The organism is Kribbella pratensis, from assembly GCF_004365355.1.
Lineage (GTDB): Bacteria > Actinomycetota > Actinomycetes > Propionibacteriales > Kribbellaceae > Kribbella.
Genome location: NZ_SODP01000003.1, coordinates 716,386 through 741,387 on the forward strand (window position 1 = coordinate 716,386; position 25,002 = coordinate 741,387).

Here is a 25,002-nt window from a genome sequence, read left to right on the forward strand (position 1 = left end):
CAGGTGAAGTGCGCGTGAATAGGGGTGTGGAGAGTTACCGCACGCCGGTCCTGACGGCCTCGCTGCTCGCGCCCCCGGCGGTTTGTGCGTTGCTGACCCCGTTCCGCGAGCATTTCGACAACGCGAACGCGGCCTTGCTGCTGGTCGTCGTGATCGTCGCCGTCGCGGTGTTCGGCATCCGGCTGGCCGGAGTGCTCGCCGCTGTGTCGAGCGCGGTGTGGTTCGACTTCTTCCTGACCGTTCCGTACAACAGCTTCACGATCGACAGCAGCAACGACGTCGAGCAGGCCGTGCTGCTGCTGGTGATCGGGATCGCGGTCACCCAGATCGCGATCTGGGGCCGGAGGCAACAAGCCAACGCGTCCCGGCGGCGTGGCTACCTCGACGGCGTGATCACCGCCTCGCAGGCGGTGGCCGCCGGCGGGTCCACCGACGACCTGATCGACCAGGTCCGCGCCGAACTGACCGCGCTGCTGGGGATCGACGGCGCCAAGTTCGTTGCCGGCAGCAAGCAGACCACGGCGCCGCGGCTGAACGCCGACGGCTCGGTCACGCGCGGATCCCACGTCCTGAAGGTCGAACGCGACGGCCTGCCGACCAACGCCGAGATCGAGCTGACCGTCCAGCACGCCGGCGAGACCCGCGGCCGCTTCCTCCTCACCGCCGCCAGCCGCATCGCCCGCCCCGACCTCGAACAGCGCCTGGTGGCCGTAGCCCTGGCCGACCAGGTCGGCGCCGCCCTCTCCAGCCAGGAAGCCATTCATCCCCACGTCTGACCCCCGAATTCCGGCCTGCGGGAGCATCACGTCCTGGGTGGCCGCCGGTCCGGCGTCGTGCCTGCCCATACAGGCGCGACGCCGTCAGACCGTGAGTACCAGTTTCCCGGCCGCACGGCCGGTCTCACTCAGTTCGTGGGCCTTGGCTGCATGCTCCAGCGGGAACACCTGCTCGACCGAGACGCGCAACGCCCCGGCGTCCACCAAGGCCGCGAGGGCCTGCAGGTCCTCGGTCGTCGGCGCCATCCGGAACTCGTGGTACCGGATACCGCGGGCGGCCGCCTCGGCCCGGACCTCATCGCGGTCCGGCCCGGTCCCGCGGACATCGAGCAGAATGCCGTCCGGCCGCAGTACCTCGAGCGACCGTACGGCGTACTCGGCCCCGATCGGATCCAGTACGACGTCCACGTCACCGACCGCCGTGGTGAAGTCGGTCGTGGTGTAGTCGATCAGTTCGTCGGCGCCGAGAGCACGAACGAAGGCGTGCTTCGCCGCCCGTGCCGTCCCGATCACGTACGCCCCGCGGGACTTGGCGATCTGTACAGCGAGGTGGCCGACGCCGCCGGCCGCGGCGTGGATCAGAACACGGTCGCCCGGACCGACGTTCGCGATCCCGGCCAGGGGCTGGTACGCCGTGAGCCCGGCGGTGGGAAGGGCTGCCGAGTGGACCCAATCGGTCGTGGACGGCTTGCGGGCAAGGCGATTCAGGCTCGCGGCGGTGAACTCGGCGTACGCGCCGCGGGGCGGGTACACGACGCCGTACACCTCCTCGCCGGTGTCTTCGCGGGTGCCGGCGAAGTCGAGGCCGAGGACGAACGGCGGTGGGCCGAAGCGGGGGAGCAGGCCGGAGCGGACCTTCCAGTCGCTCGGGTTCACCCCGGCCGCACGGACCCGGACCAGGACCTCGCCAGGGCCTGGTTCGGGGCGATCCAGCCGGGCGGGTTCGAGGACGTCGGCAGCGCCGTACGTGTACTGGGTGATGGCCCTCATCGTCATGCTCACATCCTCGACTCCAGCGGTATCTGTTGTGAAGAAGGCACTTGTTTGGTATGTAGGTACCTCATGGATACCAGGACGGCTTTCGACGACTGGGTCAAGACGTATGGGCGCGAGTGCCCCTCGCGGACAGTGATCGACGTACTGGCGAACAAGTGGGCCCTCTACGTCCTCGGCGCGCTGCGTCGCTTCGACCGCCCGCTACGCTTCAACGAGCTCCGCCGGCTCCTCGACGGTGTCACCCAGAAGATGCTGACCCAGACCCTGCGCACCCTGGAGCGGGACGGGCTGGTCACCCGGACCCTCTATCCGGCGGTCCCGGTCCGGGTCGAGTACGCCCTTACCCCACTGGGCGTCGAAGCCGGTCAATTGACGACCGCGATCGCCGAATGGTCGGTCGAGCACGCCCACCAGATCCACGCCTCCCGTGCCGATTACGACGGCCGGGAATAGGAATCGATAACGAAGCGATTGGATTGCGCAACCGCTTTGTCTGCAAGGGATTTCGGTTGCGGAACAGCCCGACGATTCTCAGATGTTGTTCAGGATGGGGCCGTAGTATCTCGATACGGCCCCGGAAGTGGGTCATCAGGAGGAAATGATGCAGAGCAGTAACCCGGTCCTGAACCGGTCGAGTGCATTTGCGCCTGGCCACGGCCAGGCCTATCCGGGCGCCGCTCCGTACGGTCAGCCCGGGCCCCAAGGCTACGGCGGCTCGGGTATGCCGCCGCAGTACCGAGGTGCTCCGGCCGCGAGCCGCCCCATGACGATGGACGACGTGATCGTCCGCACCGCCGCCACCCTCGGTGTCGTCACCGTGGTCGCGGCGATCGCCTGGAACACGATCCCGGACACCATCGTCACTCCGGTGTTCTTCGCCGGCATGCTGGCGGCGCTCGCGATCGGGCTGGTGCTGTCGTTCGCCCGCAGGGTGAACCCGGCGCTGGTGATGGTGTACGCCGCGGCCGAGGGCGTGTTCCTCGGCATCGGCTCGAAGTTCATCGCCAACTGGGTCGGTGACCCCGGCATCATCGTCCAGGCCGTGCTGGCCACGTTGGTGACGGCCGGCCTGACGCTGGCGACGTACAAGTACTTCGCGATCAAGGTGACGCCGAAGTTCACCAGAATGGTGATCATCGGCACGATGGGCTTCGCCGGCGTGGTGGTCATCAACCTGCTGCTGAGCCTGTTCGGTGTGCAGACCGGGATCGGCGGCTTCGGCGCGATGGGCCTGATCTTCGCCGCGATCGGCGCGGGTCTCGCGGTCTTCAACCTGATCCTCGACTTCGACATGATCGAGCAGGGCGTCCGCCACGGCGCCCCGCAGAACGAGGCCTGGCGCGCCGCGTTCGGCCTGACCGTCACCTTGGTCTGGCTGTACTGGAACATCCTGCGCATCCTCGCGATCCTCCGCGGCGGCGACTGAACCGCAGCGGCGCGACAGCCGTACTGTCTTGAGAAGGGCCGGTTCAGGTGGACCGGCCCTTCTGGCATTCCGGACGCGGTCCGTCCGGTTCCGGTTCTACTGTGGGTCCATGACCGAATGGCGGCTCGTCGAAGGAACCCTGACCACTTGGTACGACGCTTCCTCGCACGCCGCCGGCGCGGCACTGGTCGAGCGTCTCGCAGCTACCGGCGTCGACGTCGACCTCCGCGCGAACGGTCTACGACTGCGCACTCGCGATGAAGAGTCCGCCGGCGAGATCTCGAAAGCAGCGCACGACCTGGGCCTGACCGCGGATCCGAGCGTGCTGCAGGAGGTCCGCCTGGCCTTCGAGGCATCCGACCCGGTCGCTGTGACAACCTTCTGGCGTACGGCGCTCGGCTACGCGGACACGTCCGACGGCCTCCAGGATCCGCTCCGCCGCGATCCAACAGTCTCCGTCCACCAGCTCACCGACTCCCGGCCACTCCGCAACCGCATCCACGTCGACGTCGTACGGCCCTCCGATGCGGTGGACGCGGTCCGGGCCGCGAGCGGGCAGGAGCCGTACGGCGCGTGGGGCGTCGCGCTCGCGGATCCCGAGGGCAACGAGGCCGATGTCGTCCCCGGCGACCAGCTGTCGCCGGAGGCCACCGACTGGTGGGCCAACTTCGCCGCGATGGTCTTCTACCCGACGACATCGTCAACGCAGGCGAGCCGGCTGGTCTCCGCCGTCGCGAAGCTGGCCGACGACGCAAACACTCCGCTGCAGATCGATCTGCGACCAGCAGGCGTGATGATCGACGGCAGCAAGGACCAGTGGGAGGACGACGCGCCGAACGGCGGCGCGGCCTTCGTCGAGCTGGCCCGGCGCATCCAGGACGCCGCACACGAGCTGGGACTCGCACCGGACCCGCAGCCACTGCGCTTCGTCCAGTTCGGCATCGATGCGGTCGACGCCGACGTACTCAGCACGCTCTGGCGCACACTGCTCGGTTATCAGCCGGATCCGCGGGAGCAGGTGTCCGACATCTACGATCCTCGCCGGCTGAACCCGGTCCTGTTCTTCCAGCAGCTGGATGCGAACGACGAGCGGACGAAGCAGCGCAATCGCATCCACTTCGAGCTCGTCGTACCGCAGGACCAGGCGCAGGCCCGGATCGACACAGCTCTGTCCGCCGGCGGGCGAGTCCTGGACCGGAGCGACCAGCACTGTCTCCTCAGCGACCCGGAGGGCAACGAGATCGACATCCTCACGGTTCATTAGGCAGGCATACGATCGGGATCATGCGATTCGCGATCAAGACCTCGCCCCAGAACACCGAATGGGCCGACATGCTCGCCGTCTGGCAGGCCGCCGACGAGATCGAACTGTTCGAGTCCGGCTGGACCTTCGATCACTTCTATCCGATCTTCTCCGACTCCAGTGGCCCGTGCCTGGAAGGGTGGGTGACGCTGACCGCGCTCGCGCAGGCGACCAAGCGGCTCCGGATCGGCACGCTGGTCAGCGGGATCCACTACCGGCACCCCGCGCTGCTCGCGAACATGGCCGCCACCCTCGACATCGTGTCCGGCGGCCGCCTGGAGATCGGCATCGGCGCAGGCTGGAACGAAGAGGAGTCGGGTGCGTACGGCATGCGGCTCGGCTCGCTGAAGGAGCGCAGCGACCGGTTCGAGGAGGCCTGCGAGGTGCTCGTCGGCCTGCTGACGCAGGAGACCACGACGTTCCAGGGTGAGCACTACCAGCTGGCCGACGCCCGTTGCGAGCCGAAGGGTGTGCAGAAGCCGCATCCGCCGATCTGTATCGGTGGCAGCGGCGAGAAGCGGACCCTGCGGACGACGGCGAAGTATGCCCAGCACTGGAACTTCGTCGGTGGTACGCCGGAGGAGTTCGCTCGCAAGCGTGACGTGCTCTACGCACACTGCGCGGACGTCGGCCGCGATCCGAGCGAGATCACGCTGTCGTCACACGTCCGGCTGGGGCCTGACGGCGACTACGGCAAGGTGGCCGCGCAAGCTGAGGCCCTCGGTGCGGTCGGACTGGACCTGGCCATCGTGTACCTGCCGCCGCCGCACACCCCGGCCGTTCTCGAGCCGCTGGCGAAGACCCTCGAAGCACTCCGCTGACCCCGGAAACGTGAAAGACCTGCCCCTCCACCTGAAAGGGCAGGTCTTCTCGTTGTCTCCTTTGCGGCTCAGCCCATTCGCCGGTGCGCTTTGACCAGGTCGAACTCGTGGACGATGGCGGTCGCGTGCCCGTGCGCGAGTTCGTACTCGCTGGAGAGCCATCGCACTCTGTCGTCGAAGCGCAGGAACGACGGTCCGTCGTTCATCAGCTGGAACCACTCGGTCATCTGGCGTCCGGTGCACCTGGGCACGGCCTCCACCAAACGCTGGTGTGTCTCCTCGGAGTGGTTCAAGCCCATCTTCGCCTCCCGTCATCGGGGTACCGCGTAGTTATCGACTGTGCACCACTCGGCCGCCCGGAGGCAAGACTCTCGACATGAAAGGTGTCGCTCAGCGGACGCACAACCCAACAACTATTGGCCGACAGGCACTGTCTCGGCTTGTTCGTCTGCTTGCTCGTCCACTCGGTCGACGTCGGCCTTCGGGTGCCGGCGGCGATGCCGCAGCGCCGCCCAGCGACCGCGCGGACCGCGTTCCCGGCCGGCGACCTCGGTGGCAGCCACCTCGGTGCCCGCCTTCCGCACGGCCTGTACGGCGGCTTCCGCGATCGGGAGGATCGCCTCTCCGCGGAACGGCTCCGGGTGGACGAACGACTCGGGTCCGACTCCCATCGCAGCCGCCACCGACGGCAGCAACGCGGCCGACGCGGCGGCGTACCCGGTGGCGGACGGGTGGAAGTTGTCGCGGCCCCACATCGACGGGTTGGTCCGGAACACCTCGCCGAGCAGCGAGCCCAGTGACACGGACCGGCCGCCTGCCTCGACCACTGCGATGGTCTGAGCGGCGGCCAGCCGGTGGCTCCAGGACCGGGCGACCTGTCGCAGCGGCGGCATGATCGTCCGGACCACACCCAGGTCGGGGCAGGTCCCCACCACCACCTCACAGTTCGCGGCGCGCAGCCGGCGTACGGCGGTGGACAGCAGCCGGACCGAGGTCGACGGCGGCATCTTGGCCTTGACGTCGTTGACGCCGATCAGGATGACCGCGATATGCGGCCCGGCCTGCAGCGCGGCGTCGACCTGGCCGGCCAGATCGCTGGACTTCGCGCCGGTCTTCGACACGTCGACCAGCCGCACCGGGCGTTTGGCGAGCTCGGCCAGACCGGAGGCGAGCAGCACCCCAGGAGTCTCGTCGGGCGACTCGGTACCGTAACCTGCCGCGCTCGAGTCGCCGATCATCGCGAACGTGATCGGATGTCCTGGATACCGGCCGTACAGGCCGTCGCCCGGAGTGGGGTAGTACCTCGTCGGTCCGATCACGCGCTTCGCGTACTCGGCCTCAGCGGTCAGTACGCCGTAGAACGTGGCACCGATGAGTCCGAGTCCCCCGCCTCCGAAGGCTGCGGCCTGGGCCAGCTTCTTGGCTGCCCTGGCTCTACTCATAAGGACAAGGATTACACGCAGTTACGTCGATGCAAGTGAAAATAGGGCAACGGCGTCGATATCACTAGAGTAAAGATCGTGCGCTACGCAGAATCACTCCTGGACCTGGTCGGCAACACTCCGCTGGTGCGGTTGTCGAAGACAACAGACGGCGCGAAGCCGCTCGTGCTCGCGAAGGTCGAATACTTCAACCCCGGCGGCTCGGTGAAGGACCGGATCGCGGTCCGGATGATCGAGGCCGCGGAGGCGTCCGGCGAGCTGAAGCCCGGTGGCACGATCGTCGAGCCGACCTCCGGCAACACCGGCGTGGGCCTGGCGATGGTTGCCCAGCAGAAGGGCTACAAGTGCGTCTTCGTCTGCCCGGACAAGGTCAGCGAGGACAAGCGCAATGTGCTCAAGGCGTACGGCGCCGAGGTCGTGGTCTGCCCGACCGCGGTCGCGCCCGAGCACCCCGATTCGTACTACAACGTCTCCGACCGTCTCGTCCGCGAGATCGAGGGTGCCTGGAAGCCGAACCAGTACGCGAACCAGAACAACCCGCGCTCGCACTACGAGACCACCGGTCCCGAACTGTGGGAGCAGACCGAGGGCAAGATCACCCACTTCGTCGCGGGGGTCGGCACCGGCGGCACGATCACCGGCACCGGCAGGTACCTCAAGGAGGTCTCCGGCGGCCGCGTCCAGATCATCGGCGCCGACCCGGAGGGCTCGGTGTACTCCGGCGGCACCGGCCGGCCCTACCTGGTCGAGGGCGTCGGCGAGGACTTCTGGCCGGAGACGTACGACCGTGAGATCTGCGACCGCGTCATCGAGGTCTCGGACGCGGACTCGTTCGCGCTGACCCGGCGGCTCGCTCGCGAAGAGGCCATGCTGGTCGGCGGCTCCGCGGGGATGGCGGCCGCGGCCGCGATCCGGCTGGCGCACGAGCTCGACGACCCCGAGGCCGTCATCGTCGTCCTGCTGCCCGACGGCGGCCGCGGCTACCTGACGAAGGTGTTCAACGACGACTGGCTGGCGCAGTACGGCTTCCTCGCGCACGCCCGCCAGGGCAAGACGCTGGGCGACGTGCTGGCCGGCAAGGACGGCAGCCTGCCGCCGCTCGTACACACCCACCCGCACGAGACGATCGCCGAGGCGGTCGCCATCCTCCGCGAGTACGGCGTCTCGCAGATGCCCGTCGTCCGCGCCGAGCCGCCGGTGATGGCGGCCGAGGTGGCCGGCGCGGTGTCGGAGCGGACGCTGATGGACGCGCTGTACTCCGGCAAGGCGCGGCTGGCCGACATGGTCGAGGTGCACATGGATCCGGCGCTGCCGTCCCTGGGCGCCGGCGAGCCGGTGACCAAGGCGGTCGAGCTGCTGGAGGATCGGGACGCCCTGATGGTTCTGGACGACGGCAAGCCGGTGGGCGTGCTGACCCGGCAGGACCTACTGGTCCATCTGTCCGCCGACTAGGAGTTAACGGTCGACGACTGACGGGATGATGGCGATCAGTGCCGTGATCACGATGCCGATCACGATCACCGCCGCTCCTGCGATCTGAAGGATTTCCATGTCTCAAGAGTCCTTCAGCACGACGCCGGAAACATCGGCCTCCGGATCGGTCTTTCCTTCATCCCAAGGTCGTACGTCGTGACCCCCGGACTCCTACTTGAGGAGTCCGGGCCATCACCTAAGGGACGCCGCCCTTAAGGGACGCTGTCCCTAATGGACGACGGCGAAGTCGCTCGGATCGAGTCGCCGGGTGCGACGCCAGTACGACATCGTCCACTCCGGCCAGATGGTCGAGTTCCGCCCGGACGCGTCCAGGTACCAGCTGGTGCAACCGGCGTTCCAGACGGTGTCGCCGAGCTCGCCCTGAACCCCGGTGACGAACTGTTCCTGGGCGTCCTCGCGGACCTCGACGTACGTCGCGTTGCGCCGGCGCAGAAGGTGCAGCGCCTGCATGACGTACCGGACCTGAGCCTCGATCATGAAGATCATCGAGGAGTGGCCGAGGAGCGTGTTCGGACCGACCAGCAGGAACAGGTTCGGGTACCCGGCGACCGTGATGCCGAGGTGCGCGCCGATACCGTTGCGCTTCCAGTGGTCGGCGAGATCGACGCCGTCCTTGCCGAGGATCGGCATCCGGGTCAGGTTGGCCGACACCGCGAACCCGGTGCCGTGCACGATCGCGTCGCAGGCCCGCTCGGTCCCGTCGGCGGTGACCACGCCGGTCGGGGTGATCCGCGCGATCGGCGTGGTGACGACGTCTACGTTCGGCCGGGTCAGCGCCGGGTAGTAGTCGTTCGAGATCAGCACGCGTTTGCAGCCGATCTGGTAGTCCGGCGTCAGCTTGGCGCGTAGCTCGGGATCGGTGATCTGCTTGCGCAGGTGCCGTTTCGCCTGTATTTCAAGGCCTTTCATCAACTTCGGGTTGCCCGCGAACCCGGCGCCGCGGCCTTCGAGACCCCAGTAGATGGCGTTGCGGATCGTTCGCTGCCCGGCCGGGAAGCGCTCGTGCAGCTTGCGTTCCCAGCGGCCGATGGCACGGTCCGGCTTCGGTGTGACCCACGGCGGCGTCCGCTGGTACAGGTCCAGTTGTGCGACTTCGCCGGCGAGCTGCGGTACGAACTGGATCGCCGATGCGCCGGTCCCGATCACCGCGACGTTGCGCCCGCGCAGGTCCGCCGAGTGATCCCATTGCGCGGAGTGGAACGTCGTACCCCCGAAGGAGTCGAGGCCGGGGATGTCCGGCAGCTTCGGCTCGTGCAGGCTGCCGACACCGGTGACCAGCGCCTGGGTCTCGATGGTCTCGTCGCCGTTCACCGTGACGGTCCAGTGGCCGGTCGCCTCGTCGAAGACGGCTTCGGTGACCTCCGCGCCGTACCGGATCTTGCCGGCGATCCCGTACTTGTCCGCGCAGTGCCGCAGGTAGGCGAGGATCTCGTCCCAAGGCGCGAACATCCGCGTCCAGCGCGGGTTCTGCTCGAACGAGAACGAGTACAGGTACGACGGGATGTCGCAGGCGCAGCCCGGATACGTGTTGTCCCGCCAGGTGCCGCCGAGGTCGTCCGCCTTCTCGAGGATGACGAAGTCCTCACACCCGGCCTGCTGCAGCTTGATTCCCATGCACAGCCCGGCGAACCCGGACCCGATGATGACGACCTCAGCCATACCGCCTGAGGTTACCGGCGGGTCACCGAAGCCGGTAGAGGGTCTCTCCGGCATTCGGTACGACGAACGTGTCCGGGTCGGCCTCGTACGCCGCGAGATCGAACTCGGCGGGGTCCAGGTAACCGAGGTTGGCCGCGAGTACGACGTCCTCCGGGATGCCTGTCGCGAGCGTGACCTGGACGCGGAGGTGCTCGCCGCTGACCGGGTCCCAGGTGCCCGCGCCGCGGAGGTGGGTGGAGTGGGCGAGGACGCCCCAGTGCAGGTCGCGGAAGTGGTCCCACTGGCCGAGGAAGTAGTCGCGGCAGTGGTACCCGATCTGCTCGATCTCCGGGTGCATCGCCGCCAGCTTGGTCACGTGCGGCGCGTAGAGGATGACCTCGCCGCCGTCCGCGACGATCGGCTCGACCTTGTAGAAACCCTTGGCCGCGGTCCAGATATCGGCGTACTTCGGTGGCATCACCGACACGATCCGCTGGACCGGATGGTCGAGGTAGCGGACGTGGGTCTGCGCGGAGATTTCGGCGGCAGCCTGCCAGGAGGACTGGGTGTCGCCGAAGGCGACGGCGTGCAGGGCGTCCGTGCCCGACTGCGCGACCACCGACAACGCGAGCTTCTCGGCCGGGATCAGCGCCGCGGCCTCGTTGATCAGGGCGCGGACGGGCGTGATGCCCGGCGTACCGATGATGTGCGCGCTGGTGATCAGGGCGCCGAGCCAGTGCGAGAAGTCGATCACTTCCTGGCCGGCGACGCCCGGGAAGAAGTACTTGTTGCCGCCGGAGAAGCCGACCACCTCGTGCGGGAACACCGGACCGACCACCAGCGCGACGTCGTGCTCGACGACGGCCCGGTTCAGCCGGACTGGCACCTCGTCGCGGAGCATCTCGTCGGAGATCTCCCCGACCCGCTCGGAGCTGATCGTGCCGAGATCGACAAAGGTGTCCGGCTTCCACCATTCGTGGTTGATCACGTTCGGGTAGTCACCGCCGAGGTGCCTGCGCAGCTGCTCCGGGGTCATCTCCGCATGGGTGCCCAGGGCAACCAAGATCGTGACCTGGCTGTCCTTCAAGGCCCCCGTGACCGCCTTGAGCAGCAGCGGCAACGGGCAACTGCGGGTCGCGTCCGGGACGATCACGCAGACGCTGCGCCCCTCAAGCCCCGCTCCGGCCAGCGCCGCGCCGACGAACGCCGTCACCTCGTCCTCGGTCAGGACCTGGCCCGCACCACCGATCACCGCCGCATTGGTCACGCTCCGACCCTACCCATCCAGGATGTTGACCGGGGCAAAGGTCCCGGCGCATTCTCGCTGGGGGGAGTGGGGGATCTGCGATGAGACCAACGGGGTTCGGTGGCGTTCTGTTGCAGGCCGGGGACACGGAGTACGACGCGGCCCGCACGGTGTTCAACGCGATGGTCGACCGGAAGCCGGCGATGATCGCGCGGTGCGAGTCGGTCGCGGACGTCCAGGCGGCGGTGCGGTACGGCGTCGAGAACGAGCTCGAACTGGCCGTCCGTGCCGGCGGTCACGCGGTGACCGGGGCCGGCGTGTCGGACGGCGGTCTGGTCCTGGATCTGCGGCGGATGAACAGCGTGCAGATCGATCCGTTCTCGCGGCTCGCGCGGGTCGGCGGCGGCGCGACCTGGCGGGATCTGGACCGCGCCGGCCAGCGGTACTGCCTGCTGGCGACCGGTGCGCGCGTGCCGTCGGCCGGAGTCGCGGGTGTGACGCTCGGCGGCGGCTCAGGGTGGCTTGAACGAAAGCTCGGGTTGTCGTCGGACGCGTTGGTCTCGGTCGAGCTCGTCACCGCGGACGGGCGGTTGCTGATCGCGGACGAGACCAAGAACACCGAGCTGTTCTGGGCGCTGCACGGTGGTGGCGGAAACTTCGGGGTGGCGACCGCGCTGACGTTCCGGCTCACGCAGGTGGTGACGACGACCCTGGCGTTGCTGATCTGGCCGATGGCGGCCGGGCCTTCGGTACTGCGTGCGTACCGCGATCTCCTGCAGGTTGCGCCGGAGGAGCTTGGCGGCGGAGTGGTGTTCCTGACCGCACCTCGGGCTCCGTATGTGCCGGAGGGTCTGCAGGGCCAGCCCGCTGTGCTCGCAGTCGCGGTGTACGCCGGTGGGGTGGAGGAGGCACGCGAGGCGTTCGCACCGATGTACGCGTTGGCGCCGGAGGGCCAGTTCATCGCGGGACTACCGTACGCCGACCTGCAGACCGCCCTGGACAGTCCGGCCGGGTTCCGGAACTACTGGTCCGCGGAGCACCTGTGGGCCTTCCCGGATCCCGCCGTACTCGCGTTCTGTGATCGGGCCCGGGAGATGATCACGCCGTCACCGTCGCAGCAGGTCGTCCTGCCGTGGGGTGGCGCCGTACGACGCTCTGCCGGGGACTGGCCGCAGGCGTACCGGGACGCGGAGTGGGTGGCGCACCCGTTCGGGGCGTGGGCGGATCCGTGTGCCGACGCACAGGCGATCCGGTGGGTGCGGGACGTGTGCGCGGACCTGGAGCCGTGGTCAACCGGGCAGGTGTACCTGAACTTCATCGGATACGAGGGACAGGATCGTGTCATCGCCGGATTCGGGGCGGCGAACTACGACCGGTTGGCCCGGGTGAAGTGCGAGTACGACCCCGACAACGTGTTCCACCTCAACCAGAATATTGAACCTGGTTGGCGTTAGCGCCCCGCAAGCGATGCCATTGGACGGCGACGATCACGGCGTACGTGATCCCGCCGAGCGGAACCGACCAGAGCCGGAGGAACGGGAGCCCGCCGGTGATCGCGGTGGCGGCGAAGACGACGGCGTACGTCGTGATACCGGCGATCGTGCCGCGCCGGCGACTGTCCAGCGCACTGCTCGGGAGCGGGCCCAGGTGTCGGTCGAGGGCGGTGCAGATCGCGCTGAGGGCGACGAGTGACGTGACGATGAACAGGATGCCGCCGGGGATGGCGCCGAACACGATCGCGACCGCGTTGAGGAAGGTCAGCGGCGCGAAGACGATGGCCAGGTCCGCTGCCCCGAAAGTGAGGTGCTTGATCCACCGCTTGCGGAGGTCGAGGTCACCGGCCGGGCGGATCGGGCCCGGGTCGCCGGTGAGGCGCCGTACGGTCAGGATCAGGCCGGTCACGATGATGATCACGAGCGGTACGGCGATGATCGAGAGGACGAGGGTTCGCGAGGTCGACATGTAGGCGCGGGACTCGTCGCCGTACAGGCAGCTCGCGGTCGGCGGGAACCACGAGGTGTGGACGCCGGTCGAGTCGGGGCCGAGCTTGCGCGAGCAATCCCTGGTCGGGTCGTACCAGCCCGGCTGCGACAAAGTGACGACTGCCGTCCACACCAGGCCGCCGACCAGCCCTAACCCCAGCACCCACCCAGCCCGCCGCCTCACCCATTCCACGGGCCCTACCCTCTCATTGGTGGACTCCTACTTCTCCCAGCTCCGCCGCGATGTCGCGGGTCGGTCAGGGGAGCCGGCTCACTTGTTCGCGGAGGAACTCGGTGGTGGAGCGAGGCGTGATTCCCCTTTGGCGTAAGGGCTCGTCGTCCCAGTCGGCCGCGTTCAGGTCCTGGTGCAGGCCGGCGCCGAACGCGGAGGCCAGCGCATCGTTGCGCCGGCTGAGCAGGCGGATCGCGAGCCGGGCGACCGGGCGCGGCATGCGCTGCGTCGTGATCTTGTGATCGGTCAGGCTCTCCGCGATCGCGATCGCCTCGTTCTTGCTGATCGCCTCCGGACCGCCGAACGTGACCACGGCGGGCGGGTCGGGTTCGAGCGCCACCGCCGCGACGAGCGCCGCGACATCGTCGGTGCTCACCCACCGGCGCCTGGTATCGCCCTTCCCGATCACCGCGACCTTCCCGGCGCGCACGTCGAATCGTCCCAGCGGCCCGAGATGGATGTCCTGGAACGCGTCGGGCCGCACCCGCACGCTCCGCAGCGGCGACTCCGACAGCCGCTTCTCGATCGCCAGCTTGGCGTTCTCCATCGGCGTACCGAAGGCCCCGTCCAGACCGGCGAACGAGACGTAGACGAACCGCTGCACGTGGGCCACCTCAGCCGCGCTGACCAGGTCCGCCATGCCCGCCTCGTCGGCCGCCCGGATCGACGGCCCGGGTACGCCGGCCAGCCGCCGCCCGATCACCGTCGCCGTCGCGACGACAGTCTCGACACCTGCACAGGCCGCAGCCAGGCTCGCGGGATCAGTGAGATCTCCCCTGATCACCTTCACCCCGATCCGCGCGAGCTCCTCCGCGTCAGTCTGCGGCCGCACCAGGCACCGGACCTCCGCCCCCTGCGCGATCAACCGCCGTACGACGCGGCCCCCCAGGTCGCCTGTCCCACCAACGACCAGCAACATGTGACCCACCTTCTCTCCCCTCAGACTGATCGTCCCACCGCCGCTTCCCGCCGACCAGGGAGCGCAATCCCGCCTCTGTCGGGCTGGTCGCGGAGTGCCTGCCGCAGCTCGCGCCGTCACCGGCTGGTGGTAAATACCAGGCGAATCTGGTGGCCGGGATGGGATATTTCCCGCATGCACACGGTGACCGCAGCAGATCTCGTCGACGGGCTGCAGCAGCTCGGGCTGGACCGGACGTCCGAGGTGATCGTGCATTCGTCGCTGAGTTCGTTCGGGTACGTCGACGGTGGAGCGGAGGCGGTTTGTGCCGCGTTGACGGAGGTTTGCGGGACTGTGTTGATGCCTGGTGGGACGTGGGATCTCACCGGGATCCCCGCACCGCCGGGGCTTGTCCGGCCGGACAACGCTTACTGGAATGCGGCCGACTGGTCCGAGTTCGACCAGAAGTTGTCGGAGGCAACCAGTTTCCGGTCCGATCTGCCGGTCGATCGCTGGCTCGGGCGGGTGCCGGAGGTGTTCCGGCGGACCTGCTCACCGCTGCGCACCTCGCATCCGCTGTTCGCCTACCAGGCCGCAGGCCCCGCGGCCGAGCGGCTCCTCGAGGCGCAGCGCCCCGACTGGCCGCTCGGGCCGATCGAGGCGCTCGACGGCGACGTACTCCTGCTCGGCGTCACCCACACGTCCAACACCACGATCCATCTCGCCGAGCAGCAGCTCGGCCGCTCGCTGTTCTACCGCTACGCGAAGAACGCCGACGGCCTGTGGATCGAGCTCCCGAACATCCCCGGCGAGAGCCATCACTTCGACGACATCGAGCCGGTACTGCGTCCCGCGACGAAGGAGATCCGCATCGGGCAGGCGCGCGTACGCCGGATCCCGAAGGACGCCGTACTCGCGGCAACGCGGCAACTGATCCAGGCCGACCCGGCCGCGCTGCTCTGCACCGACAATCCTGAGTGCCGCTGCGCAGCCGCCCTGCAGCAGCTGATCAGCGTACGTCGATGAGGACCTTGCCGACGATGCTCTGCTCGACGGCGGCGTGTGCCTCGGCGGCCTGCTCCAGCGGATAGTGGTGCAACGGGAGCCCGGCCTCGGGTCCCACTCGGACGGCGCCGGCCCGGACCGCGGCCTCGACATCGCCCAGCGCACGCGGACGCCACGACTCGGGCGCGTTGTAGAGCAGGACGAACTGCCAGCGGGCATTCGGCACCATCGACGGGCGCACCGGCAGCTCGAACGTGTTGCCGCCGTCGGTCGCGTAGATCGCGACCGAACCGTGCATCGCGATGATCGCGGCATCGATCGCCGCGTTCGCCGCGGGCGACACCTCGACGATCGTGTTCACGCCGTGCGGCACGATCTCGCGGACTTCCTCGATCACGTCCTGCTGCTTGTAGTTGATGACGTGGTCGGCCCCCGCGAGGGCGGCGAGGTTGGCCTTCTCGGGGCTGCTCACGGTCGTGATCACGGTCGCGTCGGACCAGCGCGCCAGCTGGATCGCGGCGTTACCGACCGCGCCTGCGCCACCGGCAACCAGCACGGTCCGCCCCGCCAGCCTGCCCGGGCCGAGGTGATCCGGCCCGTCCTCCGTCACTGTCAGACAGCGATGCGCGGTCAGGAACGGCACGCCGAGACTGGCGCCGAGGTCGTACGACGCCTCGTCCGGCAGCTCCACCACGTGGCGCACCGGCACGACGGCGTACTCCTGGGCCGTGCCTCCGGACGGGCGCTGGTACGCGGCCTCCCAGATCCAGACGCGGCGACCGACGAGGCCCGCGTCGACGCCCTGGCCGACGGCGTCGACCTCGCCCGAGCCGTCCTGGTTCGGCACCTGGGGCGGGTCGACCTGCGTACCGGGCTCGCTGCCTCGGCGCGACTTCCAGTCGGTCGGGTTGACGCCCGACCGGTGGATCCGCACCCGCACTTCTCCCGGCCCCGGATCGGTCAGCGGTCGATCCACAAGCGTCAGGACGTCAGGTTCACCGGTTCGCGAGTACTCGATCGCACGCACCCCACAGACGCTACCTCAGTTGTTTGGTAAACATCAGGCAGGCGCTGTCGTCGTTGCGGATCGTCTCCATCGGCGGCACCTGCCTGCCGTCGTAGATCAGGCCGCGTCCGTCCGGCAGGTACCCGCGCCGTACGTACATCCGCTGTGCCTGCCCGTAGTCCGGGTACAGACCGACGCCGATCCCCACCACCGGGGACCGCTCCGCCGCCGTGGCCTCGGCGGCGTCCATCAGCGCCGACCCGATCCCACGCCGCCGGTACGACGGCAGCACGTTGAAGTCCGAGATCTCCGGGATGGTCCCGAAGTACGGCGAAGTCCAGCAAACGGTCACGTAGCCGACGTACGCGCCGTCCACGGTCGCTACCAGGACATCCCGCGTTCCGGCGGCCTGCTCCGCGAGGTAGCGCTGGTACTGACTCTCCGGCTTGTCCCACCCCAAGGCAGCCATAGCCGCCGCGATCACCGCCGGATCGTCCGGTCGCAGCGGTCGAATCTCCAATCCCGTCACGCGCCCAGGCTGGTGCAGAGCTGATCACGACGCAATCGGTTTAGGCGCGGGGCGCCATCACAGGGATGACGCCCCGACGGGCGGTCACGGAGTTGGATCCGGGTAGCTGCCTCCGAAGATGTCGGTGTTGCCGAAGGTGGACCTGGACCCGCAGGTGCCGAGCACGTTCGGCGCCGGCAACGGGGTCGTGGTGTAGAGCGAGGCGCGATAGTCGTTGATCGACTGGCAGACGGCGGCGTCGCGGGCATCGTTCCAGACGGCGACGGCACGGTCGTTCGTCGCGGCGGCGTACACGTAATCGCCGAGGAACTCCGACGTCAGCGCGTTCGCACTGCTCCCGCGCGGATCACCGGCCATCGCGCGCTCCAGCGTGGACCAGCCGGACGGGACGCCGGCAGTCACGTTCGCGTGCCGGACCTCGCCGATCAGACCGCGTGGACTCGTCGTGTTGTTGCGGTACGGCGTCGTGAAGGAGTTGTGCACGATGTACAGGTCGCTTCCGTCCGGGGACACCGCAGGCGCGGTGTAGACCGGCCGGTCGCCGGTAGTGAGAGCGAGCGGTGTCGGAGTCGCCCACGAACCACCACCGTTGCGGGACCAGGTCAGCATCAGCTGCTCGTTGTTCAGTCCGAGCCGGCCGTCGGACCAGGTCATGAAGATCTCGTTGGTCGCGCCGGCTCCTGTCGGCCGGCCATTGGCGATGTCGACGTTCGGTCCGCCGGCCAGGTCGACGCGCGCGCCGGCGATGCCGTCCATCACAGGACGCCCCTCGACCGGGTCGAACACGCCGGGCTCGACCACTGGCGCTATCGCGGTCGGACCGACCCAGTGCGCACCGCCGTCGGTCGACTTGTACATCAACTGCAGGTTCGCGCCCCTGCGCGCGCCGACGCCGAAGACGTACACGTTGCCCACGCTGTCGGTCCGTACGACGCAGCCGTCGGGCTGCTGGTTGATGCCGTTGCTGGTGGCCGGTCCGACCTGCTTCGTGACCCAGGTACGACCGCCGTCGGCCGATCGCGCCACGGTGAGTGGTACCGGGAATGCCTGCCCTTGGCTGTTGCTGCGGAAGCTGGCCCAGCAGGTGTACACGTGACCGAAGAACCGGCTGCTCGACGCGTTGTCGGCGTAGATCTGCTCCTTGTCGGAGAAGGTCGTCGAGGACTGCCTCGAGATGATGACCGGTGCCGTCCAGGCCGAAGCGTCGTTGGCTGCCGCCGCGTGGACGTCGTCCGTGGTCGACACCGCGATCGCCTCGACGCCACGGAACGTCTCCAGTTTCCTGTTGGCGGAGAAGTTCGACGTGAGGTTGGCGTAGTACAGCCGCGAGCCGTTGGACCACGAGAACGTGCCGTCAGCCGCCGGCCGTGGCCCGAAGGCGACCGCGGGATCTCCGTCGGATACCAGCCCGGCCTCGTAGTAGTGCGGCAAGGTGCCGATCGGCCCCACGCGTGGAGTGCAGACGGCCGGGCCCAGGCAGTGCCGTGCGGTCCAGCCGGTGTACTCCGGCTGCGTCCAGCTCGCGCCACTGTCGAAGGAGAAGTACACGCCGGAGACCCCGACGCCGTCGGTGAACGGACACGTACTCGGGTCACCGGCCGCGCACGACTCCATGTCGATCTCGTCGTTCACCCCGGCGACGACCACCGACGGATCATGCGCGTCGATCGCGACGGCGGGTTCGTTCTGCTTGTTCTGCGAGAACGGCGTCGGTGGGCTGCCGACCGTGACCTCGGTGTCCGGTGCCGCGTAGGCAGCGACCGCGGCGCCGAAGACTGCGGCTGCGAAGGCAGCGACGGAAGCGATGATGAGACGTGGTCTGCCCATGATCCCCTCCCCGGGACCCGACCATCGGCCCGGGACCGTTTCCCGGCCCGCCTGGACGTCTCGACCTTGCACCTACAGCCAGGGAGGCACAACACTTCGAAACCGGCCGTGACGGCTCGCGCTCCTGCGAACACGAGCCGTCGCGGCGTCGATGGTTGGTGCGTCAGCGGGTGGAGCGTGCTGCGGTTTCGATGACCTTCGTGACCGGGCCGGGGTCGGAGATGAGTCCGAGGTGGCCGGTCGGGATGCGGGTGATGATCGAGTGGGCCCGGGTCGCCATCATGTTCTGCGACGCCGGGGTGATGATCAGGTCCTTGGTGCCGAGGACGTACCAGGACCGGATCGTTGCCCAGGCCGGCGGCCCGGAGGGGACGTTGCCGGCGCTGAAGGTCAGCGGACGCTGCGACGGGTAGAGCCTCTCCGCGGCCTTGCGCGACAACCCGGAGGCGAACGAGTTCACGAAGGTGTCGTGCTTCAGGTACAGGTCCACGTCACCGGCCGGCGCACCGGGGTACGGGACGAAGTCGAACACCGTCGTGGGATCGGGTACGGCGAGCGCGGAGCCGGCGCCGGCCAGCGGGAGGACGGTTTCGTTCTGCGCCGGGGCGAACGCGTCGACGTACACCAGTGCCTTGACGTTCGAGTTACCGGTCGCCGCATTGGTGATCACGGCACCGCCGTACGAATGACCGACAAGCACGATCGGGCCGGACAGCGTCGACAGGAAGTCGCGGATCGTCGCCGCGTCCGTCGTGAGGTTGCGGAGTGGGTTCGGTGGGACGCGGACCGTGTAGCCGTCGTCGAGGAGTCTGTTGGTGACCTTCTGCCAGCTGGAGCCGTCGGCCCACGCGCCGTGGACCAGGACGATGGTGGGTTTGGGACCGCTCGGGTGTGATGCCGCCGCCGGCGTGACGGCGGCAAGCACGAGGGCGAGTACTGCGACCAGGACCGCGAGTACTCGCGTGCGGTGGTGATGCATGGATAAGCCTTTCGTCAAGCGACTGTCGCCGGGAGGGCGCGCGGGAGCGTGACGAAGCCTGTGGTGCCGGGAACTGCCGGACTAGGACTGGAAGAACTCGAGCAGGTCGGCGTTGAGCACGTCTGCATGCGTCGTGGGCAGGCCGTGCGGGAGGTCCTTGTACGTCTTGAGGACCCCGTTCTTGAGCAACGCGGCGGACTTGGGACCGGCGTCGGCGTACGGGACGATCTGGTCGTCCTCGCTGTGCACCACGATCACCGGGATGGTGATCTGCTGCAGGTCCTGGGTGAAGTCGGTCTGGGAGAAGGCCACGATGCCGTCGTAGTGGGCCTTCGCGCCGCCCATCATTCCTTGGCGCCACCAGTTCGCGATGTTCGCCTCGGACGGTTCCGCGCCGGGCCGGTTGTAGCCGTAGAACGGCCCTTCCGGGAGGTCGCGGTAGAACTTCGAACGGTTCGCGGCGAGCGTGGCCTGGAAGCCGTCGAAGACCTCCTTGGGCAGGCCCTCCGGGTTGGCGTCGGTCTTCACCATCAGCGGTGGGACGGCACACACCAGCGCGGCCTTGGCAGCCCGGTCCTCACCGTGCCGGGCCAGGTAGCGCACGACCTCGCCGCCGCCGGTCGAGTGACCGACGTGGATGCAGTCGCGCAGGTCGAGGTGGTCGACGACCGCCTTCATGTCGTCGGCGTAGTGGTCCATGTCGTGCCCGTCGCTGGTCTGCGTCGAGCGGCCGTGTCCGCGGCGGTCGTGCGCGACGACGCGGTACCCCTTGGAGAGGAAGAACAGTAGCTGGTTGTCCCAGTCGTCGGCCGACAACGGCCAACCGTGGCTGAAGACGATCGGTTGTCCCTCGCCCCAGTCCTTGAAGAAGATCTCCGTGCCGTCGCTGGTAGTGATCGTTCCCATGGTTCGGACCCCCTCAGCTCGAAAACCCTTGTGTACAAAGGATGTCCCCCAGCCAGCCTCGGGTCACGATACCCGCGACGACCGGTCCGTGCCACCGAATCCGGATGCTGACATCTTCTTCGGATAGAGGTCAGTATCTGGCCGCTTTTGTCCTTAAGGTCGGAGTATGACGACGAACCAGAGCGGTGAGCGGCAAGACCTCCTCGACTTCCTGGGCAAGCACCGGGACTTCCTGCGGCACACCGCGCAGGGCCTCACGGACGAGCAGGCGAACACCCGCAGTACGGTCAGCGCGCTGACGGTCGGTGGGCTGATCAAGCACGTCGCCTCGGTCGAGCAGCACTGGGCCGACTTCGCGCAGGGCAGCGAGGCGACGCCGACGGAGTACACACCCGAGGTGATCGCGGCGTGGGAGAACCAGTTCCGGCTCGTCGAGGGCGAGACGCTGGCCGGCGTACTCGCGGAGTACGAGAAGGTCGCCGCCGCCACCGATGAGCTGGTCCGCACCCTCGACCTCGACACGTCCTACGAACTCCCCGCCGCGCCGTGGCAGCCCCCCGGCGTCTTCTGGTCCGTCCGCCGCGTCTTCCTCCACATCACCGCCGAAACCGCCCAGCACGCCGGCCACGCCGACATCATCCGCGAGTCGATCGACGGCCAGAAGACCATGGGCTGACCGAAACATTTTGTGCTGCGGGTGCATCGAGGCAGGTAGAGGGGAGCTACCAAACCTCGGCAAGTGACCGCCCCCGCGGAGCCTCGCGCGCATGCCGACGGTACGGCGTATCTGCGGGTCAGGTGCGCCAGTCCGCAGTGCAGGCCGGCACCGGCACCCGGTGACGGCGGGGGAGAGGTACAACTTCATGCGATTCAGGGGCGCGGCCGGACTGGCCGCGGGGATGGCCGTTGTCGTGCTGGGCGCGGGAACGGCAACAGGGGAGACACGTACGCCGGGCGCCTCGCCGGGCATCCAGATCGTGCCGGGACCGGAGGATCCGCTCGAGGCGCAGTTCGTGCCGGGGGCAACAAATGTCGTACCGCCGACTGCCGCGCCGGCGACCGATATCGGGAAGAAGCAGGTCCAGTCGTTGGCGGCGCCGTTCTATGCGTGCTCGGGGTTCAGCGGGATCGAGAAGACCAATCCGCTGGCGAACCTGTACGTCGACAAGTTCCAGTGGGGGCCGTATGCGGCGTACAAGGTCGGCAATGGCGGCGGCAACCTCAACTGGGCGTCGAACCCGTACAAGAACGCCAGTTGGTACATGTGGTTCCATTCGCTGCGTTGGCTCGGGCAAGGAATCATCGCGGCCGGCCAGGGCAACCTGACCGCGCTGACGCGGGTCAACACGATCGCCTACGACTGGTACCGCGACAACCCGTACTCGTGGAAGGCGAATGTCGGCGCGTGGGAGTCGACCATGCACCGGACGAATGTGCTGATCTGCCTGCGTCAGGCGATCCTGTCGGGGCTGAAGGTCACCACGCTGCCGACCCGCTACGCCTGGCTGGACACGGCGTTGCTGAGTCACGCGAGGTTCCTGACGAACTACTGGAGCGGCGCCTGGAACCACGGCACCGATGAGAGCATCGCGCTGTTCGGCGTCGGCTGCACGCTTCACCGCACCGACTACAAGAACCTCGCCCAGCAACGGTTCGCGGCCGGCATCACGACCTCGATCGATTCCCAGGGTGCGACCAACGAACAGTCGACCGGGTACGCGTCGTTCAACTATTCGCTCTGGGGCCGCGCGATCGCCGTGATGCAGAACTGCGGAGTGAATCCCGGTACGACGATCTCCACCCGGCGGGCGTTACTGGCGAAGTTCTTGACCTTGGCAACCAATTCGCTCGGCAAGCTCCATCAGCTCGGCGACACCGAGGTGCAGTCGACGTACCCCTGGGTCGGTACGCCGCTGGAGTACGCCGGATCGTTCGGCACGAAGGGTGCGGTGCCGCCGTGGCGGGTCGGGATCTACTCGGCCGGGTATGTGTTCGGGCGGACCGGCTGGGGTACCGACGCGGCGAGAGGTTTCACGGGCGAGTCGGCGTACAGCATCAGGTTCGGTCCGCCGCGGGCGTTCCACGGGCACTTCGACCACACGAGCATCACATACACGGCGCGCGGGCGAGACATCATCGTCGACGGCGGGTATGCGGCCTACAACGCCGGTGCGTATCGCACGTGGGTGGTGAGTCCTAGCGCGCACAGTGATCTGACGACGCCGCTGTCGACGTACCTGAACCCGACGACCCGGCTGACCGCGTCATCGGTGAAGACGAACGCCGAGTCTTATGTGTTCAGCGATGCCCCTGGGAGTGGGATCAGTCGCGTGCGTTCGGTGCTGGTGCTGAAGGACCCGGACCTGCTGGTGACGTGGGACCGTGCATCGGCGAAGACGGCACAGGCGTTCCAGACGCTGTGGCATCTGCCGTCCGATCAGCGGGCCCGTGTGTACTCGCGGACCACCGCAATCGCGGCTGCATCCGGCGACACGACGAAGACGATCCTGTTCCAGGTGCCGTTCAAGCAGGCGTTGCCGGCGGGGGCGATGCTGGTCAAGCAGGCCCGGACGAATCCGATCCAAGGCTGGGTCTACCCGAGCAGCTTCGTCCGCAAGTCCGCGCCGACGCTGATGCTCGCCCGCTCCGGCACAACGGCATCGATCCTGTCCTTCGTCGTCCCGGTCCGCTCCACCGGCTCGGTCACCTACACCGTCCGCCAATCCGGCACGACCTTCATCGTCAACCTCAACGTAGCCGGCAAAACCACCAGCATCGCCATCTCGGGCGGCGGCTCTCTTTACCGCGTCCGTTAGCCCTCTGTCGTTCCGGCAAACCTACGTATGAGCGGCTGCCGCGCCGTGCGGGACGCAGCAGCCGTTCGTACGTCTGCACCGGCTGGAGGGGAGCCCTCCTGGCTCTAGGCTGACGGTCTGTCTCGACTGCAGGAGGACATGTGTCGGAGCAACACGGGATCGCAGATGCCGGCAATGTCGTCGTGCCGGCGGTGCTTGCGCTGGAGGCGGCCGGCTTCGAGCTCTCGGAGCAAGAAGGCGGGACGATGATCGCCGTGTCGGACCGCGGCACCTTCATCGCCGAGAGCCCGGTGGCGCTGCTCGGCCTGGTCAAACTGATCGAGCTCCGCGGCTGGTCCTGGCAAGCAACCGACACCGAAATCAACACCACCATCGAACGCTTCGGCTGGGGCGATTAACGGAGCTCTGCGGAACCGAGTGATCTGGACCGGTGTCCGCTAGCTGATATGTGACGGACGCGACCATGCTCAAGCGGGCGCGGTTAGGGTAGCCTTTCCTGTGTGATCGTCTGCCACTGTGAGGTCGTCAGCGACCGGGACGTTCGTCGGAGCATCGACGACGGCGCTCGGACGCTTGCGCAGGTGTGTGGGGCGACGGGGGCGGGGCGGAATTGCGGTGGGTGTGTGTTCTCCGTGAAGCGGTTGTTGTGCCAGCATGGGAGGCCTGTCGCGGCACACTCGCTCACGGAGGTGGCAAGTGCAACCGGTTGATCCACGCGTCGTGGTGCTGCTCAACGAGGCGCTGACGCTCGAACTGACGGTGATCAACGGGTACTTCCTGGAAGCCAGGATGCTCGACAACTGGGGCTTCGGCCGGCTGGGCAAGGCGTTCTACGACCTGTCCATCGACGAGATGAAGGACGCCGACGCGCTGATCAGCCGCATCCTGCTGTTCGACGGCCACCCGAACCTCCAGAAGCTCGGAGCGATCGCCGTCGGCGAGGACGCCCAGGAAATGCTCCGCCTCGGTCTGGAAGGCGAGCTCGCCGCGGTCGCGCAGTTCAACGCCGCCGCGAAGGAGTGCCACGACCTCGGCGACCACGGCTCCGCAGCAGTCTTCGAGGAAATGGTCCGCGACGAGGAGAACCACGTCGACTGGTTCGAAAGCCAACTCGACGCCATCAACCGCATCGGCCCCCAGCAATATCTCGCCCAGCAACTCACCTCCAAGTAACCGGCCTCCACCGGATGGAGAAGGTAGAACGCGGCGGACTCAGGCGGATGCGCTGGTCGCGGCGGCTGCGGGAGGTGCCGAGCAGGATCTGGTCGGACGACGAGTGGCGGCGTCTACAGCTCGGGCATCGGGCCGGCGCGATGGAAGAGAAGTGGAACGTCTTCGCGGAGGGCCAGACCGTCTTCTGCCATCGGAGCTGGACGGGCCTCGGATATTTCGAGGTGACATTCGCGCCGGTCGAGGGCGGTGGATGGCGCATCTCCTCGGGGAAGGTCGCGCGTGACAGGTCCGACCTCCTGACGCGGTTGCTGCCCGGTCGGCGCCGTGATTCCGATGCCTTCAACCTGGTCCTGCTGGAGTTGGTGCTCAGTGGGATCGTGCTGGGCGAGCCGGCCGCGGAGCTCCGGGCGAAGCTGAACGAGCTGGTTCGCGAGCAGTCACCAGCTCCCGACGACAGCCCGGACGGATTCGCTGAGCACGTCTTCCGCGGGCAGCGGTCCGAGTAAC

26 protein-coding genes are annotated in these 25,002 nt (G+C 68.0%); 14 read left to right on the top strand and 12 right to left on the bottom strand.

Annotated elements, in window-relative coordinates; all coding sequences use genetic code 11:
- Window positions 1-14 precede the first annotated feature (14 nt).
- On the top strand, window positions 15-776 hold the full coding sequence (locus EV653_RS31295; RefSeq protein ID WP_238160553.1) for a DUF4118 domain-containing protein: 762 nt from the start codon (window positions 15-17) through the stop codon (window positions 774-776).
- An 84-nt stretch (window positions 777-860) separates the two neighbouring features.
- Here the strand turns inward: EV653_RS31295 and EV653_RS31300 are convergent, their stop codons facing one another.
- Window positions 861-1,772: an NADP-dependent oxidoreductase gene (locus tag EV653_RS31300; protein WP_238160554.1), complete on the bottom strand. Its 912-nt coding sequence runs from the start codon at window positions 1,770-1,772 to the stop codon at window positions 861-863.
- A gap of 66 nt (window positions 1,773-1,838) precedes the next feature.
- Between EV653_RS31300 and EV653_RS31305 the strand changes: the two genes are divergently transcribed.
- The 4 genes from EV653_RS31305 (at window position 1,839) to EV653_RS31320 (ending at window position 5,322) form a co-directional block, all read left to right on the top strand.
- Complete coding sequence (locus EV653_RS31305; RefSeq protein ID WP_134108153.1) at window positions 1,839-2,225, top strand: winged helix-turn-helix transcriptional regulator; 387 nt, start codon at window positions 1,839-1,841, stop codon at window positions 2,223-2,225.
- A 148-nt stretch (window positions 2,226-2,373) separates the two neighbouring features.
- Window positions 2,374-3,198 carry a Bax inhibitor-1/YccA family protein gene (locus tag EV653_RS31310; protein WP_134108155.1) on the top strand — a complete coding sequence of 275 codons (825 nt, stop codon included), beginning with the start codon at window positions 2,374-2,376 and terminating at the stop codon, window positions 3,196-3,198.
- Window positions 3,199-3,307: 109 nt separating this feature from the next.
- Window positions 3,308-4,462 carry a VOC family protein gene (locus EV653_RS31315; protein WP_134108157.1) on the top strand — a complete coding sequence of 385 codons (1,155 nt, stop codon included), beginning with the start codon at window positions 3,308-3,310 and terminating at the stop codon, window positions 4,460-4,462.
- A gap of 20 nt (window positions 4,463-4,482) precedes the next feature.
- Complete coding sequence (locus EV653_RS31320) at window positions 4,483-5,322, top strand: LLM class F420-dependent oxidoreductase (protein ID WP_134108159.1); 840 nt, start codon at window positions 4,483-4,485, stop codon at window positions 5,320-5,322.
- A 68-nt stretch (window positions 5,323-5,390) separates the two neighbouring features.
- On the opposite strand, the gene EV653_RS31325 is transcribed toward EV653_RS31320, so the two are convergent.
- Together EV653_RS31325 and EV653_RS31330 are read right to left on the bottom strand one after the other, a co-directional pair.
- Complete coding sequence (locus EV653_RS31325) at window positions 5,391-5,621, bottom strand: DUF4287 domain-containing protein (protein WP_134108161.1); 231 nt, start codon at window positions 5,619-5,621, stop codon at window positions 5,391-5,393.
- 114 nt (window positions 5,622-5,735) lie between these two features.
- Entirely contained in the window at window positions 5,736-6,764 is a 1,029-nt protein-coding gene (locus EV653_RS31330; protein WP_134108163.1) for an SGNH/GDSL hydrolase family protein, read from the bottom strand.
- 78 nt (window positions 6,765-6,842) lie between these two features.
- Between EV653_RS31330 and EV653_RS31335 the strand changes: the two genes are divergently transcribed.
- Window positions 6,843-8,216, top strand: a complete 1,374-nt coding sequence (locus EV653_RS31335; protein WP_134108165.1) for a cystathionine beta-synthase — start codon at window positions 6,843-6,845, stop codon at window positions 8,214-8,216.
- A 249-nt stretch (window positions 8,217-8,465) separates the two neighbouring features.
- On the opposite strand, the gene EV653_RS31340 is transcribed toward EV653_RS31335, so the two are convergent.
- The gene (locus EV653_RS31340; RefSeq protein WP_134108167.1) at window positions 8,466-9,917 is read right to left on the bottom strand and encodes a flavin-containing monooxygenase; all 1,452 of its coding nucleotides are present in this window, start codon (window positions 9,915-9,917) and stop codon (window positions 8,466-8,468) included.
- Between the two features lie 22 nt (window positions 9,918-9,939).
- Window positions 9,940-11,163: a lactate racemase domain-containing protein gene (locus EV653_RS31345; RefSeq protein ID WP_134108169.1), complete on the bottom strand. Its 1,224-nt coding sequence runs from the start codon at window positions 11,161-11,163 to the stop codon at window positions 9,940-9,942.
- 80 nt (window positions 11,164-11,243) lie between these two features.
- Here EV653_RS31345 and EV653_RS31350 point away from each other — a divergent pair, with 80 nt between their 5' ends.
- On the top strand, window positions 11,244-12,596 hold the full coding sequence (locus tag EV653_RS31350; protein ID WP_134108171.1) for an FAD-binding oxidoreductase: 1,353 nt from the start codon (window positions 11,244-11,246) through the stop codon (window positions 12,594-12,596).
- On the opposite strand, the gene EV653_RS31355 is transcribed toward EV653_RS31350, so the two are convergent.
- Complete coding sequence (locus tag EV653_RS31355) at window positions 12,565-13,317, bottom strand: hypothetical protein (protein WP_134108173.1); 753 nt, start codon at window positions 13,315-13,317, stop codon at window positions 12,565-12,567. The genes EV653_RS31350 and EV653_RS31355 overlap by 32 nt on opposite strands.
- Window positions 13,318-13,381: 64 nt before the next feature.
- Window positions 13,382-14,275 carry an SDR family oxidoreductase gene (locus EV653_RS31360; RefSeq protein WP_166679633.1) on the bottom strand — a complete coding sequence of 298 codons (894 nt, stop codon included), beginning with the start codon at window positions 14,273-14,275 and terminating at the stop codon, window positions 13,382-13,384.
- A 174-nt stretch (window positions 14,276-14,449) separates the two neighbouring features.
- Between EV653_RS31360 and EV653_RS31365 the strand changes: the two genes are divergently transcribed.
- A complete protein-coding gene (locus EV653_RS31365) occupies window positions 14,450-15,280 on the top strand; it encodes an AAC(3) family N-acetyltransferase (protein WP_134108177.1) in 831 nt (276 codons plus the stop codon).
- On the opposite strand, the gene EV653_RS31370 is transcribed toward EV653_RS31365, so the two are convergent.
- The 5 genes from EV653_RS31370 to EV653_RS31390 all read right to left on the bottom strand — a co-directional run bounded on the left by EV653_RS31370 (window position 15,264) and on the right by EV653_RS31390 (window position 20,506).
- On the bottom strand, window positions 15,264-16,286 hold the full coding sequence (locus tag EV653_RS31370; protein ID WP_134108179.1) for an NADPH:quinone reductase: 1,023 nt from the start codon (window positions 16,284-16,286) through the stop codon (window positions 15,264-15,266). The two genes, EV653_RS31365 and EV653_RS31370, sit on opposite strands and share 17 nt — an antisense overlap.
- A 10-nt stretch (window positions 16,287-16,296) precedes the next feature.
- The gene (locus EV653_RS31375) at window positions 16,297-16,794 is read right to left on the bottom strand and encodes a GNAT family N-acetyltransferase (protein ID WP_202871912.1); all 498 of its coding nucleotides are present in this window, start codon (window positions 16,792-16,794) and stop codon (window positions 16,297-16,299) included.
- 84 nt (window positions 16,795-16,878) lie between these two features.
- Entirely contained in the window at window positions 16,879-18,621 is a 1,743-nt protein-coding gene (locus EV653_RS31380; protein WP_134108181.1) for a hypothetical protein, read from the bottom strand.
- A 163-nt stretch (window positions 18,622-18,784) separates the two neighbouring features.
- Window positions 18,785-19,600, bottom strand: coding sequence for an alpha/beta fold hydrolase (locus EV653_RS31385; RefSeq protein ID WP_134108183.1), 816 nt, complete (start codon window positions 19,598-19,600; stop codon window positions 18,785-18,787).
- A gap of 81 nt (window positions 19,601-19,681) precedes the next feature.
- Window positions 19,682-20,506: an alpha/beta fold hydrolase gene (locus EV653_RS31390; RefSeq protein WP_134108185.1), complete on the bottom strand. Its 825-nt coding sequence runs from the start codon at window positions 20,504-20,506 to the stop codon at window positions 19,682-19,684.
- A gap of 166 nt (window positions 20,507-20,672) precedes the next feature.
- Here EV653_RS31390 and EV653_RS31395 point away from each other — a divergent pair, with 166 nt between their 5' ends.
- The 6 genes from EV653_RS31395 (at window position 20,673) to EV653_RS31420 (ending at window position 25,001) form a co-directional block, all read left to right on the top strand.
- Entirely contained in the window at window positions 20,673-21,182 is a 510-nt protein-coding gene (locus EV653_RS31395; protein WP_134108186.1) for a DinB family protein, read from the top strand.
- Window positions 21,183-21,369: 187 nt separating this feature from the next.
- On the top strand, window positions 21,370-23,322 hold the full coding sequence (locus tag EV653_RS31400; RefSeq protein ID WP_238160556.1) for a heparinase II/III domain-containing protein: 1,953 nt from the start codon (window positions 21,370-21,372) through the stop codon (window positions 23,320-23,322).
- 140 nt (window positions 23,323-23,462) lie between these two features.
- Entirely contained in the window at window positions 23,463-23,720 is a 258-nt protein-coding gene (locus tag EV653_RS31405; protein WP_202871913.1) for a hypothetical protein, read from the top strand.
- A gap of 102 nt (window positions 23,721-23,822) precedes the next feature.
- On the top strand, window positions 23,823-24,032 hold the full coding sequence (locus tag EV653_RS31410; protein ID WP_134108188.1) for a (2Fe-2S)-binding protein: 210 nt from the start codon (window positions 23,823-23,825) through the stop codon (window positions 24,030-24,032).
- Window positions 24,019-24,495 carry a bacterioferritin gene (bfr, locus tag EV653_RS31415; protein WP_134108190.1) on the top strand — a complete coding sequence of 159 codons (477 nt, stop codon included), beginning with the start codon at window positions 24,019-24,021 and terminating at the stop codon, window positions 24,493-24,495. The genes EV653_RS31410 and bfr overlap by 14 nt, the downstream gene beginning before the upstream one ends.
- A 14-nt stretch (window positions 24,496-24,509) precedes the next feature.
- Window positions 24,510-25,001, top strand: coding sequence for a hypothetical protein (locus EV653_RS31420; RefSeq protein ID WP_202871914.1), 492 nt, complete (start codon window positions 24,510-24,512; stop codon window positions 24,999-25,001).
- Window position 25,002 lies beyond the last annotated feature (1 nt).

Coding starts and splice junctions, on each gene's coding strand:
- EV653_RS31340 (WP_134108167.1), bottom strand. CDS start 9,917: ATGGCTGAGGTCGTCATCATCGGGTCCGGGTTCGCCGGGCTGTGCATG.
- EV653_RS31350 (WP_134108171.1), top strand. CDS start 11,244: ATGAGACCAACGGGGTTCGGTGGCGTTCTGTTGCAGGCCGGGGACACG.
- EV653_RS31390 (WP_134108185.1), bottom strand. CDS start 20,506: ATGGGAACGATCACTACCAGCGACGGCACGGAGATCTTCTTCAAGGAC.
- EV653_RS31360 (WP_166679633.1), bottom strand. CDS start 14,275: ATGTTGCTGGTCGTTGGTGGGACAGGCGACCTGGGGGGCCGCGTCGTA.
- EV653_RS31400 (WP_238160556.1), top strand. CDS start 21,370: ATGCGATTCAGGGGCGCGGCCGGACTGGCCGCGGGGATGGCCGTTGTC.
- EV653_RS31315 (WP_134108157.1), top strand. CDS start 3,308: ATGACCGAATGGCGGCTCGTCGAAGGAACCCTGACCACTTGGTACGAC.
- EV653_RS31325 (WP_134108161.1), bottom strand. CDS start 5,621: ATGGGCTTGAACCACTCCGAGGAGACACACCAGCGTTTGGTGGAGGCC.
- EV653_RS31365 (WP_134108177.1), top strand. CDS start 14,450: ATGCACACGGTGACCGCAGCAGATCTCGTCGACGGGCTGCAGCAGCTC.
- EV653_RS31310 (WP_134108155.1), top strand. CDS start 2,374: ATGCAGAGCAGTAACCCGGTCCTGAACCGGTCGAGTGCATTTGCGCCT.
- EV653_RS31385 (WP_134108183.1), bottom strand. CDS start 19,600: ATGCATCACCACCGCACGCGAGTACTCGCGGTCCTGGTCGCAGTACTC.
- EV653_RS31320 (WP_134108159.1), top strand. CDS start 4,483: ATGCGATTCGCGATCAAGACCTCGCCCCAGAACACCGAATGGGCCGAC.
- EV653_RS31420 (WP_202871914.1), top strand. CDS start 24,510: ATGGAGAAGGTAGAACGCGGCGGACTCAGGCGGATGCGCTGGTCGCGG.
- EV653_RS31305 (WP_134108153.1), top strand. CDS start 1,839: ATGGATACCAGGACGGCTTTCGACGACTGGGTCAAGACGTATGGGCGC.
- EV653_RS31380 (WP_134108181.1), bottom strand. CDS start 18,621: ATGGGCAGACCACGTCTCATCATCGCTTCCGTCGCTGCCTTCGCAGCC.
- EV653_RS31300 (WP_238160554.1), bottom strand. CDS start 1,772: ATGACGATGAGGGCCATCACCCAGTACACGTACGGCGCTGCCGACGTC.
- EV653_RS31330 (WP_134108163.1), bottom strand. CDS start 6,764: ATGAGTAGAGCCAGGGCAGCCAAGAAGCTGGCCCAGGCCGCAGCCTTC.
- EV653_RS31395 (WP_134108186.1), top strand. CDS start 20,673: ATGACGACGAACCAGAGCGGTGAGCGGCAAGACCTCCTCGACTTCCTG.